Genomic DNA, 14,146 nt, shown 5'->3' on the forward strand with positions numbered 1-14,146 from the left:
GATAGTTGGCACCTGGCCACGCTGGTTGGCATCGCCCTCGCTCATCTATGCCAGGATTCGAGGGTGGATATGACCGACGTCACGCGTGCGATCGCGGCTGCGACTTCGGTCGCCGCATCGCTCGACCTGCCAGCCAACGATGCAATCGCTCTCCACAACTCGAACAAGCTGGCACTGCGGCTGACGCCATGCGACGTCTTTGCCCGGGTCGCCCCTGTGGGACAAGAGGTTGCACAGTTCGAAGTCGATCTCGCTCAGCGGCTCACCGAGATCGGATGCCCGGTGTGTCCCTTGGAGCCTCGGGCGGACCCGCGTGTGTACACGCGCGATGGCTTCGCAGTGACGCTGTGGACCTACTACGAGCCCGTGACACCTCACACCTCACCAGTCGACTATGCCAAGGCGCTGGAGCAGCTGCACGCTGGCATGCGCAAGGTCGATGTGCCGAGCCCGAGGTTCACGGACCGGATCACGGAGGCGGAAGCAGTTGTCGCCGACCCGGATCGCTCGCCGGAGCTCACCGACGCGGACCGCGTGTTCCTCAGCGGCAGGCTAGCAAGCCTGCGACGAGCGATCGACGACCGCGGCGCCGTGGAACATCTGCTCCACGGCGAGCCGCATCCAGGCAATGTGCTCAGCACGAAGAACGGCCCGTTGTTCATCGACCTTGAGACGTGCTGCCGTGGACCCGTCGAGTTCGATCTCGCCCATGTTCCCGAGGCGGTCTGCGAGTACTACCCAAGCGTTGACCAAGGGCTGCTGGACGAGTGTCGGCAGCTCGTTATCGCGATGGTCGCCGCGTGGCGTTGGGAGCTTGGCGACCAGTTTCCGAATGGGAGGCGATTCGGAGAGGAATTCCTGCGCTTGCTGCGCGAGGGTCCTCCTTGGCCGACACTCGACACAGTGACCAGGCGACTGGATGGTCTGTAGAAATCGCCGAAGGTCACGTGAAAGCGGCAAGGAACCAAGCGACGAGACTGTCGCCGTTGCAACCCCATGCGCGCCGGCCTCGCTGCCGCGCTGAACCATGGCGCCGGCGCCAACAAACGTGGCAATTCATTACAGATGCCAAGAATCCTGGCCAGACGGTGCCAACTAGCGTGGCCAGGCTGTTGGGAGCCCCAGGTCACACAGCCCGATTAGTGCCAACTATCGTGGCCCGGCACAGCAGACTCTCCTGTCGTCCGCCTGGACGGCAGGCATTGCTGCGTTCGTCAGCGCTGTAGCCGTCGACGGGTGTCGGTGATGAACGCCGCCCACCGGCTGTCCTTGCGGAAGTTGAAGTCGGAGACGGTCCGGTCAAGGTTCATCAACGTGCTAAGGAAGCCGCCGAGGCCCGGCAGCAGCTTGTTGCCGGCCACGCCGACGGCCATGCTCCCGAGGGTGCGGAGCATGGCTGGCCTATGCACCATCTGGAACGATTCCGCCTGATAGTCGGCGATGAGCAGTTCCACTTGTGCGGCGAGTGTCTCCGCCGTGCCTCCTTGAGAGGGCTGGCCAGCGAGGAAGGCCTGCAATTCCTTCACCCGTTTGTCCTTGCGCAGGTCGTCGATGTACTCGTGGTAGGCACCGCGAGGCCCCAACGCGTCCGTGGTGCGCAGGTGGAGGACCTGCTCAATCCCCACGATCTTGTAAGTGTCGAAGTTGTGCCGTTCAGAAACTCATCGCTGCTGCTTGGAGTAGGTCTGGCGGGCCACGATGGCCTCCTGGAACCCTCGCCGGATGTTCGTCTCACTGGTGTACCAGGTGGCCCGGAAGCTGCTGTCGGTCCCGGCGGTGCTGGTGCGTCGGCGCGCGGCGAAGGATGCCGAGTTGCTGGCGCTGCAGCATGAGAACGTGGTGCTGCGCAGGCAGCTCACGGGCCCGGTGCGGTACGAGCCGGCGGACCGCCTGTGGTTCGCGGCACTGTCCGGGCTGATCCCGCGACATCGGTGGGCGCGCGTGTTCCCGGTCACGCCCGCGACCCTTCTGGCGTGGCACCGAAGACTCATCGCACGCAAGTGGGACTACAGCAAGCGCCGGGGCAGGCCGGGCAGGCCGCCAACCGCGAGCGTGGTAAAGGCGTTGGTGCTGCGGCTGGCACGGGAGAATCCGCGTTGGGGCGTCGTCGGATCCAGGGCGAACTCGTTCGTCTGGGGCATCCGATCGGCACCACGACGGTCTGGGAGATCCTGACGGCTGCCGGCATCGATCCGGCCCCGCGTCGCAGCGGACCGACATGGCGCGAGTTCCTGACCGCACAGGCCGAGGGCATCATCGCCTGCGACTTCGTGCACATCGACCTGATCGACCTGCGCCGCGTGTACGCATTGGTCTTCCTCGAGCACGGCACGCGCCGACTGCACATCGCGGGGGTTACTGCGCATCCGACCGGGCCGTGGACGGTGCAGCAGGCGAGAAATCTCGCCCTCGAGTTGGGTGTCCGCCTCGACTCTCTCCGCTTCCTGATCCGCGACCGGGACGCGAAGTTCACCGAGTCCTTCGACGCGGTCTTCGCAGCCGACGACATCGAGGCCCTGAGGACCGCGCCGCGGGCTCCTCGGATGAACGCGCACTGCGAACGGGTCATCGGAACCCTGCGGCGCGAAGCCCTCGACTACCTGTTGATCTGGAACGAGGCCCACGCCCGGCAGGTCCTGGACAGCTACGCCCGGCACTACAACCACCATCGCCCGCATCAGGGCCGGGGACAGCTTGCTCCCCTCGCTCAGGCGCACCCTGCGGCCGCGACCGACCTGACCGCGCGCCGAATCCTTCGCACCCGAGTATTCGGCGGTGTCATCAACGAGTACAGATATGCAGCCTGACCAGCGACGACGAGTTTCCGAACGGCACACCCTCGCTGCGCTCCTTCAGCAGCGCTTCGTGCAGACGGTCTGAGATGCCCTGCTTCCGCCACTGCGGGCGCACCCGCTCGCGACCTGCGCTAGGCCGGTGGATGAGGCGGGAGGACTCCCCCATTCCCGAGGTGGTCTACGTGCGTCCCGTGGAGGATGCCGAGTTCGACCCGTTCGCGAAGGTCCCCCTGCACAACCCCGCACAGACAAAGACGGGATGACGACGCATCAAACGAAGAACCCGCTCCGTGGGAGCGGGGCCCGCGGGCCGTCACCCCGGCTCTCACCGGCATCTAACCACGGGCACCCAACTGGTGCCCGCAACAGAAAGGGTCCACCAGTGACCACCACGCGGCAGCTCACTCAACGAGAAACGCACCCGGCAGCGTCGGGCGAGCCAGTTGTCGGCAACAGTTTGCCAAGCATTTAACCCTCAGCCTTTTTTTCGCACGTGTCTATGCGCGTAGCTTGAGCGCGTGCCAGGCTCCGGCCGTCGACAGCGGATCCGGGTCGGTCGGCGCTTCCCAACACGTACTCATGCTTTCCCGGCTCCAAGGAGACCCTTCCTGTGTCGCACTCAAGCGATGAAACGCCCCGCCCTGCAAGACACCGCGCTGCTCCTCTGCGCAAGCGGCTGATACCGCTGGCGATCACCTGCTCGGTGGTGCTGGCCGGAGTGGGCGTCCACTCCGCCTTTGCCACCCCGTCGGCCGACGCCGTCATCTCCGAGGTCTACGGAGGCGGCGGCAACTCCGGCGCCACCTTCACCAACGACTTCATCGAACTGGCCAACGCCGGCGCCGGCGACCTGAACCTCTCCGGCTACACCGTCCAGTACCTGTCGGGCAACCCCGGCCCGACCACCAAGTGGCAGGCCACCCGCCTCACCGGCGCGCTCGCCGGCAACGGTCGTTACCTGATCCAGGAGGCCCCGGGCACCGGCGGTACCACCGCCCTGCCGACCCCGGACGCCACCGGCACCATCAACATGTCGGGCACCACCGGCACGGTCGCGCTGGTCAAGGGCACCGACCTGCTGACCTGCGTCACTGCCGAGGACTGCGCCGCCGACACCCGCATCAAGGACCTGGTCGGCTTCGGCACCGCCGTCGTCCGCGAGGGCTCCGGCCCGGCCGCGGGCGCGAGCAACACCGCCTCGGTCGCCCGCAAGACGCTGGTCGACACCGACGACAACGCAGCCGACTTCGCCGCGGGCGCGCCCACCCCGGAGAACTCCGGCGGTGCGGGCGGCGGCACCGGCGGCGAGCCGACCCCGACGCCCCCCGCCGACGCGATATCGGCGAAGATCCACGACATCCAGGGCACCACCCGGCGCTCCCCGCTCGCCACCAAGGACGTCAAGGACGTCAACGGCATCGTCACCGGTGTCCGCACCACCAGCACGTCCTCGACGTCCAAGGGCTTCTGGATGCAGGACCCGAACCCGGACAGCGACCCGCGCACCAGCGAGGGCATATTCGTCTACACCAGCTCCACCCCCACGGTGAAGGTCGGCGACAGCGTCACCGTCTCCGGCGTCGTCTCCGAGTACTACCCGGGCGGCTACGACGGCGGCATCCAGTCGATCACCGAGATCATCAAGCCGACGGTCACCGTGCTGTCCAGCGGCAACCCGCTGCCGGCCCCGGTCGCCCTCGACAAGAACAGCATCCCCGCCGCGTGGTCCCCCAAGGGTGACAGCAACGGCAGCGTCGAGTACCTCGACCTCAAGCCGACCACGTACGCCCTGGACTTCTACGAGTCCCTGGAGGGCATGAACGTCCAGATGTCGGACGCCCGCGTCATCGGCGCCACGGACGCCTATCACGAGCTCTGGGCCACGGCCGACCCCGACCACAACAAGACCCTGCGCGGCGGCGTCTACTACCCGTCGTACGACGACCCCAACGTGGCTCGTCTCCAGGTCCAGGCGATCAACACCACGGACCCGTTCCCGATGGCGAACGTGGGCGACGAGCTCACCGGCGTTACCGAGGGACCACTGGACTACAGCCAGTTCGCCGGCACCTACATCCTCGAGGCGCGCAAGCTCGGCACCCACAAGGACAACGGCCTCAAGCCCGAGGTCACGAGCGCGGCGAAGTCCAACGAGGTCACCATCGGCACGTACAACGTGCAGAACCTCGCGCCGAGCGACCCCCAGGCCAAGTTCGACCGGCTCGGCCACAACCTGGTGACCAACCTTCGCGCGCCCGCCATCGTCGGCGTCGAGGAGATCCAGGACAACAGCGGTGCCATCGACGACGGCACCGTGGACCCCGACAAGACGCTGGCCAAGCTCACCGACGCCATCGTCGCTGCCGGTGGCCCGCGCTACGAGTACCGTCAGATCAACCCGGTGAACGACAAGGACGGCGGCCAGCCGGGTGGCAACATCCGCACCGTCTTCCTGTTCGACCCGACGCGGGTCAGCTTCGTCGACCGGCCGGGAGGCGACTCCGTCACCGCCGTCGATCTCGTCGGGACGGGCGACGACGCCCACCTGACCATCTCGCCCGGACGCATCTCCCCGACGGACGAGGCCTGGAACAGCAGCCGTAAGCCGCTGGTCGGGGAGTTCCTCACGAAGAACAACAAGAAGATCTTCGTGATCGCCAACCACTTCAACAGCAAGGGCGGCGACCAGAACATCGCCGGCCGCATCCAGGAGCCCGTCCGCAGCTCCGAGAACCAGCGCATGAAGCAGGCCACGCTGGAGAACGCCTTCGTCAAGAAGCTCGAGGCCGCCGACCCCAAGGCCCTCATCGTCTCCCTGGGCGACTTCAACGACTACCAGTTCTCCCCCGCAATGAAGACCCTGACCGGTGACGGCAAGCAGCTCACCGACCTGATGAACACCCTGCCGGTGGAGGAGCGCTACTCCTACGTCTTCCAGGGCAACTCGCAGGTGCTGGACCACATGATGGTCAACCCCAGCATGCTGAACCACATCACCTACGACGTGGTGCACATCAACTCCGAGTTCGCCGACCAGGTCAGCGACCACGACCCGCAGGTTCTGCGTGTGAAGCCGTAAGGCTCTTGCACGCCCGCCCGCTCCCGCGCTCAATGCAGCGGGGCGGGCTTATCTGCATATCGGCCCGCTCCATCACGGCGAGTGGCCACCACATCGCCGAGCACGACGAACATGTCGCAGCGATCTCAGCGCCTCAGTAGGCCCGCCAGTCGTTCAAGATCACCCCGTTGCCCCTTTGGCCCGTATCTCGGTCAGACCCCCTACCGGGTCTGACTGCCCCGATAAGATGTTCGGGCCTGCCGCCGCTCTGGTAGCGGGCCTGCGCATTAGCGAGAGGACTCTCAGTGAGCCAGCACCGTCCCGCCCGTGCGACGGTGTTCTCGGCCGGGTCCTGGGGAACCGCCCTCGCCAAGATCATGGCCGATGCCGGCACCGACGTAATCATGCACGCCCGGCGGGGTGAGATCGCCGACGCGATCACCACGGCGCATCGCAACCCCGGGTACTTCCCGGACATCGAACTGCCCCACACCATAACGGCCACCACCGACCCGACCGTCGCGCTGGAAGGCGCCGACTTCCTCGTGCTGTCCATTCCCGCGCAGTCCCTGCGTGCGAACCTCGCTGCGTGGGCTCCGCATATCGGTCCCGAGACATTGATCGTGTCGCTGATGAAGGGCATCGAGCGGGGCAGCGGGCTGCGGGCGAGCCAGGTCATCACCGAGGTGACCGGAGTGAGCGCGGACCGGGTCGCGGTGCTGTCGGGCCCGAACCTCGCTCCCGAGATCATGGACGGCCAGCCTGCCGCCGCAACGATCGCCTGCACCGACGAGGACGCCGCACACCGCTTCCAGCAGGCTTGCCACACCCCCTACTTCCGGCCCTACACCAGCACCGACGTCATCGGCTGCGAGCTGGGCGGCGCGGTGAAGAACGTCATTGCCTTGGCGGTCGGCATCGCCTCAGGCATGGGCCTCGGCGACAACGCCGCGGCCCTGCTCATCACCCGCGGACTGGCCGAGACGACCCGACTGGCCGTGGCCATGGGCGCCTACCCGGCCACCCTCGCCGGGCTGTCCGGCCTGGGCGACCTGGTGGCAAGCTGCACCTCCCCGCTCGCCCGCAACCGCACCTTCGGCGTCCACTTGGGCCGGGGCCTGAGCGTCGATGAGGCGACGGCAGCCACCCGGCAGACCACCGAGGGCGTCAAGTCCGCCGAAGCGGTCCTCGACCTGGCGCGTACCCGCGGCGTCGAGATGCCGATCGCGGAAGTGATCTCCGCCCTACTCAACGACAAAATCACCCTAGACGAGGCCGCCGCCGCGCTGATGCAGCGGCCCCCCAAGTCCGAGCGCTGACCCCTGTCCCGTCCGAAAATTCGATTCGGTGCAGTGAGCTGTGGAGATGTCGCTCGGTCAGGCGGCGCGGTGATACTGGTGTCGCCTGGCGCGACACGGTGGCCCTCCTCATGGCCCCCCGACGGGCCGGCCTTATGCTCCTGCTGCTCGCCCTCGCCGGGGCAGCAGCCGCCGCCTCCGCCGACACCCGGGGCGGCACGGCCCACCTCGCGGCCGCGGTCGCTGCCCTGCTCGGCTACTGCGCCGCCTCCACCCTGCTGGAGCCAGCCAGGCTGGATGCCGACGACGTACGACGCACGGCATGGTCACCACGCCCCTACGAACGCATCGCGCTCGCCCACGCGCTCGTACCGAACCTCGCGCTCGTCGCCACCGGGGGCCTCCTCGCGGTGCCCCTCGCCCTGGCCGACCTCCGCTCGGCCCCCCTCATCGTCCTCGCCGCCGCCCCCGTCCTCGTCGCTGCCGGCCTGCTGAGCGCCTACCGCTCACCCGTGCCCGCCTGGGTCCTCTACAGCGGCCCGCTCCTCGCCGACACCGGCCCCATCATCGCCATGCTGTGGTACGCCGTCGGCCCCCTCATCGGCGTCACCGCCCTGACCCTGCTCCTATCCGGCCCACTCCCGGCGAACCTTCCCCCGGCGGCTGACCCCTGGGCCCGCCTGGCCACCTGCTGGCTCCTGGCCGCGCTGATGCTCCGCTGGACGGTGGGACGGACACGGAAACGGGTGCGCCCGTAACCCGGACAGGCGCACCCCCGATCCGCTACAGAGAGCTACTTGTCACTTCGCCGTAGCTTCGGGGGAACAGGGCCGTCCCGGCCGCTGGCGCCCTGCGCCCGTTGCGCGATCCAGACGGGCCGGAGCTGGACGAGTACGACGACGGGAGCGGGCAGGACTAATCGTGGCCGACCAAGGCGGTGATGAGCTTGCGGGCCCTCGCCTTGGTCAGCCGCTTCGCGGCCGTCGCGCAACGCTGCCGGGGGCGCGCGGCTCGATGTCGCTGCCCTTGATCACCTGCTCGTGGTCAGCGGCAGCAGGCCTTCCCTGTCCTGCTGATTCAGCGAGCGCCTCGATGAGATCTTCCGCGGACCAGCCCGCGACCGTCGAGGACGCGCCGGGGAAGCGGATGCTCGCCGCATGCTGCCGCAACCGAGGCCGGGGCACAGCTGGCCGTTGTGATGGACGACGAGGGTGGCTGCCGTGGATGACTCTCAGCGTTTCCATCTGACCGTGACGGCGGCCGGTCGTCTGGTGGGCTTGCTGCCTACGAGCCGCCGGCCGTCGAGACGCATGGGGGTGCGGTGCCGGCAGTCTGCCTGCACCGCACCTCACACGTATACGCCGTTACGGCCGGGTCCAGCCTTCCGCGGCGAGCACGGTCTGGTAGGCCAGTCCATCGCCGTGGCGGTGCAGAGGGGCCTTGGTGCTGAAAGGGACGTCCTCGGGATGGGCATTCACAGCGGCCATCGAGATCGGAAGATCGAACGGAAGGCGTCCCTGGGGGGCGGAGTCCCCGAAGACGATCTCGGCCAGGACGTCGTCCTCGGCGCCGAAGTCGGCGAGGACGGCGGTTGCCAGGAGTTCGACCTCATGAAGGATCGCGGGGCGCTCCAGGTAGACGAGGACGACGGTGGGGACCTCAGCGGCGAGCGTCTGGACATGGGCGATCTGGTCGGGGGTGAAGTCGAGGTCGCCTCCGTGGAAGAAGGCGGTCATGCCGTTGGGGTCCTCGCGCCAGGGCGCGTGCAGCCGCAGTACCGCGACGTCCGCCTGCGCAGGGTTGGGGACGATCTCGGCGCGCCCTCGCAAGGCCTCCGGGGCGATGCCCTCGGTGTAGACCTTGGTGCCTTCGGCGAGCGGCAGCAGGTTGCGTGTGTTCTTCAGTAGCACTGTGGAGTCCGCTTGTGCCTTTCGGCCCGCGGAGCGCAAGGGTGCGCTGCCCGCGACGGCGCGGGTGCGCTCCGGGTCGACGTAGCGGTGTTCGAACAGGCCGAGGCGGAACTTCTCCTGCAGGAGGCGGCGCACGGAGGAGTCCAGGCGCGCGACCGGGATCCGGCCGGACTCCACGAGGTCCACGACGAGCTCCGGGCACTGGTCGCCGCCGAACTGGTCGACACCCGCGCCGAGGGCCACGGCGATCCGCTCCAGGGGCGGGAGGTGTTCCAGGCCGTAGCTGTTCGGGCCGAAGGGGATCCCGTGCAGGGTGGTGCCCTGGATGACGTACCAGTCCGTGACGACGATGCCGTCGAAGCCGAGCCTGTCGCGCAGGATGCCTTGGACCACTGGCTTGTTGAAGGCGAAGGCCAGTTCGGGCCAGTCGGTGCCGACCGGCTTGCCGTAGTAGGTCATGATCTGGGTGGCGCCGGCGGCGATGGCCTGCTCGAAGGGCTTGATGTGCAGGGCGCGGCTGTCGCCGGGATAGACCTGTTCGGGGTAGCGCAGATCGTGTGCGTCGTTGCCCTTCAGCTGAGGGCCGCCGCCGGGGAAGTGTTTGACGACCGCGGAGACGCTCTGGGGTCCTAGTTCGGGGCCGCCGCGCAGGCCGGTGAGGAATGCGGCGGTGAGCCGGGCGACGGTTTCCGGGTCCTCTCCGAACGTGCCGAAGCCGCGGGACCAGCGCGGCTCGCTGAAGATGTCCGCCATGGGGCCGAGTGCCACTTTGAAGCCCATGGCGAGGTATTCGCGGCGGACGATGTCGGCGTACTCGGCGACCCGGCGCTCGGCGTCGGGCAGCGCGGCCATGCCCGGGTGCTCGGGCCAACGCGAGAGGGCGTTGATCGTCTGTCCGGTGGTCGGGCTGGAAAAGAAGCCGTGGCGGGGGTCGGTGGAGAGGGTGATTGGGATGCCCAGCCGGGTCGACTCCGCGAGCTCCTGGACCCGGTTGTGGAACTGGGCGATGGCGTAGGGGTCCTCGCCGTTCATCAGGTGGAGGTGCGTGATGTGACGGTCTGTGACCACGTCCTGCTGCGTGGGCGCTGCGTAGTCCGCGTTCGGCCCCGCCAGCAGCGACCCGTCGTCGTTCATGACCGTGGCCGGGTGGAACAGCTGTCCGGCCTTTTCCTCCAGGGTCATCCTGCCCAGCAGGTCTTCGGTGCGTTCCTCGGCGCTGAGCGCGGGGTCGAGGTAGCGCGGGCGCACGGTGGTGCTCATGTACAGGGGTCCTTTGACGAGTGGGACCCCGGCCGGGTAACTGTCAGGTGATACCCGGCCGGGAGCGCGGGGGGTGCCGGGGTCAGCGGGTATTGCGGATCTTCAGCAGGAAGGGCAGCGACAGCAGGCCGACTGCACCGCCGAGGATGAACAGCAGCGGGTAGTTGTCGCCGTGGCCGCCGATCCGCAGTACGAACGGGGCGAGGAAGGGAACGAGCGAGAACGGCAGGGTGACCGCGATGTTGGTGACGCCGAGGTCGCGGGCGATGGTGGTCTTGTCGTTCATGGTCGCGGTGGCGAAGGCGAAGTACATCCCCATCAAGATGCCGTAACTCAGTCCCTCGACGGTGGAGCCGACCAGAAAGACGTTGATGGAATGGGAGATGACGATGATGACCACCGACACCGCGCCGATCACGGCGGAGGCAACAAAGACGGGCTTACGGCGGTTGAAGCGGTCCGTGAGCCAGCCGCCCAGGGGCGCTCCGACCAGCGAGGCCAGTCCGTTGAGCAGGGACCAGATCACCAGGATGTGCGGCAGTCTGCCCGCTGAGATCCCGAGCTGGTTCTGCATGTAGTAGACGTGATAGGTGCTCAGGCCCACGGTGCTGATGCTCATCAGGAAGAGCGCCACCAGGAACCAGGCGAAGTCGGGGGACTTGCGCGGGTTGATGGCGAAGCTGCCGACCAAGTCTTTCGGGCCGAAGGGCTGCGGCTGCTCCGCGCGGGTGTCGTCCTCTTTCATCACGGGCAGCAGCAGGGCGCAGGTCACCAGCGCCAGCGCCACGGGCAGCCCGATCTGCGGAAGGATCTGGGTGGGGAACAGGTCGATGAAGTAGGTGCCGACCATGACCGAGGCCGTCACGGTGGCGCCGGAGATGGAGCCAAGCAGGCCGTGCTGTCGCTCCGGGAAGCGGTCCGCGACGATCGCCAGCATGCCCGCCACTGCGGCGTTGACGAAGCACTGCATGATCATCCAGCCGGCCACCAGCAAGGTGAGGGAATTGGTGAAGGCGATGAGTGCTGCCCCGGCGGTGGTACCGAGCAGGCCCACGACGACCCAGGGGCGTCGTCGCCCCCAGCGGCTGCGGGTGCGGTCGCTGAGCCGGCCGAAGACCGGGTTGGCGATGACCGCGACCAGCGCCCCGACGCCCGCGATGATCGAGTAGGACGTGGTCTGGTTCTTGGGGTCGAGGACGGAGACGCGCAGGGCCACGGTCACTGTGGCGGGCAGGTTGATCGCCATCCACACGCCGAAGATCGCCAGTGTGTAGAGCACGACGAACAGCGGGCTGGCGGGGGTGCGGTCGTCGTCGCGTCTGCTTGCGGTCTCGGCAGCGCCCGGCGCTGCGGGGCCGGCAGGGGCTGTGGGGGTCATGCAGGGCTCCTCGTTGAGCTGGGCGCCGATGTCCAGGATCGCGCACACCTTCCGGAATCGATTCCGGAATCGATTCCGGAATGCTAAGCTTCAGATCGATCAGGGTCAAGAGCCGGGAATCGGGCAGGCAGGACGCAATGGTGCGACGGGTGACACTCGCTGACGTGGCCCGCGAGGCGGGGGTGGGCCAGGCGACCGCGTCGCGCGCCCTCTCCTCCAACGACCACCGCGATGTGAGCTCCGAGACCCGCGAACACGTACGCGAGGTCGCGGCCCGCCTGGGATACCGGGCGTCCGCCACGGCGCGCGCCTTGCGCACCGGCCGGAGCCGCGCCCTCAGCGTGATCGTCCCGGACTCCTCGTGGAGTTGGTACGAAGCAGGCGTGCGCAGCGTGTCCCGCGCCGCCGCTGAGCGCGGCTACCGGGTACTGCTGCACGTCGTCCCGCTGGATCTGGCGTCCACCGCGCGCGGCAAGGGCAGCTCGCCGACTGCGACCGCGATCGCGGACCTGGCCGATCTCCCGTCCGAGGGCCTCATCCTGTTCGCCCCAGCCCTGCACTCCTCCGTGCAGGAACAGGCGGCACGGCTGGGGCTGCCGGTCGTCGCCGTGGACGACGTCGCTCGCGACAATCCAGTGCCCACGGTGTCCTGCGACAACCGGGACGGGGCGCGCGCCGCCGTCGGCCACCTCCTCACGCGCGGTCGGCGCCGCATCGCCCACCTGACCATCTCGCCGCATGTGGGCTTCGCGCGGGACCGGCACCAAGGCTATCTCGACGCCCTCGCACAGGCGGGCATCCGTGCCGACAGCCGGCTCGTCGTCACCCACCAAGCGATGACACCACCTGCTCGCATCCCGGAGCTGGAGGAATTCCTCGCGGAGGGACCGGAGTGCGACGCGCTGTTCACCGTGAGCGACTTCATGGCGGCTGCGGCCCTGCGCACACTCCGGTCCACCGGACGCCGTGTCCCGGACGACGTGGCCGTCGTGAGCTTCGACGACGACACCTCGGCCCCGCTGCTCGATCCCCCGCTGACCACGGTGCGCCAGCCGTACGAAGCCATGGGCGAGACGGCAGTGGACCTACTGATGCGCCAGATCCGGGGCGAGCAGATCCCAGCGGAACGCTGGCAGCTGCCCGGAACACTCATCCTCAGGGAATCGGCCGGCTGACCGAAGCGCAGACCTTCGGCTCCGACACCTGTGGGGCTCGGAAACTCGTCGCCGTAGGTCAGGCCACGCATCTGTACTCGTTGATGACTCCGCCAAGAACGCGGGTACGCAGGAGCTTCCGCGTAGTGCATCGAAGTGGCTTCACCGGCTGTGATCAGGGGCCATGTCATCTCCCGGTGGTGTGACTCCAGTGAAGTGGATCAGCTCCGCTGAGGGCCCGTCACGGTCTGTGGTCGTGGCGCGCCGCGACCACAGCCACGGCGGCCATGAGTCCGGCTAGCGGCAGGAACGCTGTGAACCGGTGGGGGATCAGGACTTGGTCGACCAGGTTCTTGAAGAGCCACACCGAAGCGACTTCACCCGCGGATCCCCGCGATGAGGAGGACGACACTCGCGGCGAGCCGGTACCGGTCGGGGCGTGCCCACGGCCAGAAGCGGCGGAACGCGTCGGCCGAAGACACGGCCGCCGCAAGGTGCACTGGACTGTCCTCGGCTGCCGGGGCCACGGGCTTGATGTGAGCCGAGTCGGCGTGTGTCGCGTCCGCCAAGCGGGGTCACCTTCTCGGGGAGGGAGCCGGGTGGGGGCATGCGGCGGAAGGGGGGCGACGGACGGGACGCGCCGTCGCCCCCCCGATGACGATCCTCGGGTGAGGCTGCGATGCTCAGTAGCCGCCGTAGCCGCCGTAGCCCCCGTAGCCGCCGTAGCCGCCACGTCCGCCGTAGCCGCCACGTCCGCCACGTCCGCCGTAGCCGCCACGTCCGCCGTAGCCGCCACGTCCGCCACGTCCGCCGTAGCCGCCACGGCCACCGCGGCCACCACCTCGGCCACCGCGGCCGTTGAAGATCGAGAAAGCGCTCATGACGTACCTCCTGTGTGACTGGATGTGCCGGAAGGGCTTCGCAGCCCATTGGTTGCCTGAGATCGGCCCCAACGGCACCGAAGACATTCATGCAGCTGGGGTGGGACCCCTTGGGCAATCCGGCGTGGACTGGGGTGATCGATCAGAACCCTCTATGAACGTACCTAGATCAGCCTAAAAGTGCTCGTTCATGCACAAAGCAGGACAGCCCTCGTGTGGGTGTGTGACACCTCGGCGGATGTCTCCCGAGGACGGTAGAGAAGCGACCCAGTTCGCGGCGCCGCCACACGGCTGCCGAACCTGCCTTTGAGGCTGTGAGAGGGCGGTATGTGACGTGATGACGTACTTGTCGTCACCGGAACGTGTGGGACGGCCGCATCCGCGCTGACCAAGAGGGTCCGGCCGTGCTGGA

General features: G+C 68.0%; 11 protein-coding genes and 1 pseudogene. 6 read left to right on the plus strand and 6 right to left on the minus strand.

From position 1 onward, the window contains the following. The first annotated feature begins 69 nt into the window (after positions 1-69). Positions 70-930, plus strand: coding sequence for a phosphotransferase (locus tag ACNPQM_RS35060; protein ID WP_418087155.1), 861 nt, complete (start codon positions 70-72; stop codon positions 928-930). A gap of 284 nt (positions 931-1,214) precedes the next feature. Here the strand turns inward: ACNPQM_RS35060 and ACNPQM_RS35065 are convergent, their stop codons facing one another. Together ACNPQM_RS35065 and ACNPQM_RS35070 are read right to left on the minus strand one after the other, a co-directional pair. Beyond that, positions 1,215-1,625: a hypothetical protein gene (locus ACNPQM_RS35065; RefSeq protein ID WP_418087144.1), complete on the minus strand. Its 411-nt coding sequence runs from the start codon at positions 1,623-1,625 to the stop codon at positions 1,215-1,217. A 36-nt stretch (positions 1,626-1,661) separates the two neighbouring features. Then, complete coding sequence (locus ACNPQM_RS35070) at positions 1,662-1,955, minus strand: hypothetical protein (RefSeq protein WP_418087156.1); 294 nt, start codon at positions 1,953-1,955, stop codon at positions 1,662-1,664. Between ACNPQM_RS35070 and ACNPQM_RS35075 the strand changes: the two are divergent. The 4 genes and pseudogenes from ACNPQM_RS35075 to ACNPQM_RS35090 all read left to right on the plus strand — a co-directional run bounded on the left by ACNPQM_RS35075 (position 1,840) and on the right by ACNPQM_RS35090 (position 7,909). Further along, positions 1,840-2,807 (plus strand): annotated as a pseudogene (locus ACNPQM_RS35075) (integrase core domain-containing protein). The gene ACNPQM_RS35070 and the pseudogene ACNPQM_RS35075 sit on opposite strands and share 116 nt — an antisense overlap. Before the next feature lie 598 nt (positions 2,808-3,405). After that, positions 3,406-5,874, plus strand: a complete 2,469-nt coding sequence (locus ACNPQM_RS35080; RefSeq protein ID WP_418087145.1) for a lamin tail domain-containing protein — start codon at positions 3,406-3,408, stop codon at positions 5,872-5,874. A 284-nt stretch (positions 5,875-6,158) separates the two neighbouring features. Beyond that, complete coding sequence (locus ACNPQM_RS35085) at positions 6,159-7,172, plus strand: NAD(P)H-dependent glycerol-3-phosphate dehydrogenase (RefSeq protein WP_418087146.1); 1,014 nt, start codon at positions 6,159-6,161, stop codon at positions 7,170-7,172. A gap of 110 nt (positions 7,173-7,282) precedes the next feature. After that, a complete protein-coding gene (locus ACNPQM_RS35090) occupies positions 7,283-7,909 on the plus strand; it encodes a hypothetical protein (protein WP_418087147.1) in 627 nt (208 codons plus the stop codon). A 606-nt stretch (positions 7,910-8,515) separates the two neighbouring features. On the opposite strand, the gene ACNPQM_RS35095 is transcribed toward ACNPQM_RS35090, so the two are convergent. Beyond that, positions 8,516-10,321: a glycoside hydrolase family 3 protein gene (locus tag ACNPQM_RS35095; RefSeq protein ID WP_418087148.1), complete on the minus strand. Its 1,806-nt coding sequence runs from the start codon at positions 10,319-10,321 to the stop codon at positions 8,516-8,518. Between the two features lie 82 nt (positions 10,322-10,403). Continuing rightward, positions 10,404-11,699 (minus strand): MFS transporter, encoded by a 1,296-nt coding sequence (locus ACNPQM_RS35100; protein WP_418087149.1) that lies wholly within the window; start codon positions 11,697-11,699, stop codon positions 10,404-10,406. Positions 11,700-11,848: 149 nt separating this feature from the next. On the opposite strand from ACNPQM_RS35100, the gene ACNPQM_RS35105 reads away from it, so the two are divergent. Then, entirely contained in the window at positions 11,849-12,874 is a 1,026-nt protein-coding gene (locus ACNPQM_RS35105) for a LacI family DNA-binding transcriptional regulator (RefSeq protein WP_418087150.1), read from the plus strand. Positions 12,875-13,230: 356 nt separating this feature from the next. Here the strand turns inward: ACNPQM_RS35105 and ACNPQM_RS35110 are convergent, their stop codons facing one another. Further along, a complete protein-coding gene (locus ACNPQM_RS35110) occupies positions 13,231-13,422 on the minus strand; it encodes a hypothetical protein (protein WP_376347092.1) in 192 nt (63 codons plus the stop codon). Positions 13,423-13,536: 114 nt separating this feature from the next. Further along, complete coding sequence (locus ACNPQM_RS35115; RefSeq protein ID WP_418087151.1) at positions 13,537-13,734, minus strand: hypothetical protein; 198 nt, start codon at positions 13,732-13,734, stop codon at positions 13,537-13,539. Between the last annotated feature and the right edge of the window lie 412 nt (positions 13,735-14,146).

The organism is Streptomyces sp. NPDC056231 (assembly GCF_048270745.1).
Taxonomy (GTDB): domain Bacteria; phylum Actinomycetota; class Actinomycetes; order Streptomycetales; family Streptomycetaceae; genus Streptomyces.

Coding starts and splice junctions, on each gene's coding strand:
- ACNPQM_RS35095 (WP_418087148.1), bottom strand. CDS start 10,321: ATGAGCACCACCGTGCGCCCGCGCTACCTCGACCCCGCGCTCAGCGCC.
- ACNPQM_RS35090 (WP_418087147.1), top strand. CDS start 7,283: ATGGCCCCCCGACGGGCCGGCCTTATGCTCCTGCTGCTCGCCCTCGCC.
- ACNPQM_RS35115 (WP_418087151.1), bottom strand. CDS start 13,734: ATGAGCGCTTTCTCGATCTTCAACGGCCGCGGTGGCCGAGGTGGTGGC.
- ACNPQM_RS35100 (WP_418087149.1), bottom strand. CDS start 11,699: ATGACCCCCACAGCCCCTGCCGGCCCCGCAGCGCCGGGCGCTGCCGAG.
- ACNPQM_RS35060 (WP_418087155.1), top strand. CDS start 70: ATGACCGACGTCACGCGTGCGATCGCGGCTGCGACTTCGGTCGCCGCA.